The organism is Cobetia sp., from assembly GCF_983723665.1.
This window is the reverse complement of the sequence record NZ_CFDJES010000055.1, coordinates 10,519-12,329: the sequence shown is the minus strand read 5'-3', so window position 1 is coordinate 12,329 and position 1,811 is coordinate 10,519. Positions and strand designations below refer to the sequence as shown.

The window sequence follows — 1,811 nt, the reverse complement described above, 5'->3', positions numbered from 1 at the left end:
GCCCCGCTGCCCCGTGAGGTGGTGCTGCCGCTCAGCCAGCATATCGGCGCGCCCGCCCAACCGCTGGTGGAGATCGGCCAGCGCGTCAAGACGGGCGAGCTGATCGCGCGCGCCCAGGGCATGATCTCCGCCCCGGTGCATGCCAGCATCACCGGCGTGGTCACCGCCATCGAGCCGCGTCAGATTCCCCATGTCTCAGGCCTGGAAGATCAGTGCATCGTGATCGAGCGCGACGGCGAGATCGATGAATGGGCGCGCCTGGAAGCCTGGCGCGACTGGCGTCAGCAGGAAGCCCAGGACCTGATCCAGCGCCTGCAGGACGCCGGCGTGGTCGGCCAGGGCGGCGCCGGCTTCCCCTCGGCGGTAAAGGCGCGGGTGCGTGAGCGCCACGCCATCGACACCCTGATTCTGAACGCGGCGGAGTGTGAGCCTTACATCACCGCCGATGACCTGACCATGCGCACGCATCCGGAAGCGCTGATCGAAGGGCTCGAGATTCTCGCCAGCCTGATCGGCCCCGAGTGCATCCTGATCGGTATCGAGGACAACAAGCCTGAGGCCGTCATCGCGCTGGAACAGGCGATTCGCGCCCGCCGCGCCGACAAGCGCCTGCCGCCGCTGGATTCACGCCTCGAAGTCGTGGTGGTACCGACCAAGTACCCCTCCGGTGGCGAGAAGCAGCTGATCAAGCTGCTGACGGACCGCGAAGTGCCCAGCCGTGGCCTGCCCGCCGATGTCGGCGTGGTGGTGCACAACCCGGGCACCGTGCGCGCCGTGCAGCGTGCGGTGTGCTTCGGCGAGCCGATGATCTCGCGCATCGTCACCCTGACCGGCGAGGCGTTGCAGCACCCGCACAATGTCGAGGCGCGCCTGGGCACCTCCATCGCAGACCTGCTGCGTCTGGCGGCGCCGGCGCCGACGGGCATCGCACGCCTGGTGATGGGCGGGCCGATGATGGGCTTCACACTCGAGAGCGACGCCCTGCCGATCATCAAGACCACCAACTGTCTGCTGGCCTCCTCCCCCGAGTCACTGCCGGCACCGGCGGTCGAGCAGCCGTGCATCCGTTGCGGCATGTGCGAACAGGCCTGCCCGGCCGAGCTGCTGCCGCAGCAGCTCTACTGGTTCTCCAAGGCACGCGAGTTCGACAAGGCCGAGCTCTACAATCTGGCGGACTGCATCGAATGCGGCGCCTGCTCCTATGTCTGCCCCAGCCAGATTCCGCTGGTGCAGTATTACCGCTTCGCCAAGGGCGAGATTCGCAGTGCCCAGCACGAGGCGCGCAAGTCCGAGCGCGCGCGTCACCGCTTCGAATTCAAGCAGGCGCGCATGGCGCGCGAGGAAGCCGAGAAGGAAGCCAAGCGCCAGCAACGCGCTCAGGCGGCCCAGAAGTCCGCCGCCGCCCGCGCCGATGCCAGCGCCGCCGCAGACACGACTTCGGCCTCGGCCGCCCCTGCCACCACAACGGCCGCCGCTGCCCAGCCGGCACCGGCCACCGACATCAAGGCCTTCAAGACGGCGCGCGCTGCGGCCAACATCGCTCTCAAGAAGGCCGAGAAGGCCCTCAAGGCAGCGCAGGATGGCGGTGAGAGCTCCGAGAGCGATATCGCCAAGCTCGAGGCCAACGTGACCGCGGCCAAGGCCAAGCTCGCCAGCGCCGAGAGCGCCCTCAAGGCCGCCAGCGAGGCAAGCGAGTCAGCTGCCCCGGCGGCTGCCGGCGCTTCGACAGCCAGCACTTCTACAACAGGCGTGGCTGCCCCCGCCGCCGATCTCAAGGCGCTCAAGACGGCGCGCGCCGCGGCCAATATCGC

Annotated in this window: 1 protein-coding gene; it reads left to right on the top strand. The window is 68.9% G+C overall.

The window, feature by feature from the left end; all coding sequences use genetic code 11:
• Positions 1-1,811: electron transport complex subunit RsxC (rsxC, locus tag AC4FAH_RS07525; protein ID WP_490245834.1), on the top strand; the 1,811-nt coding region annotated here is incomplete at both ends.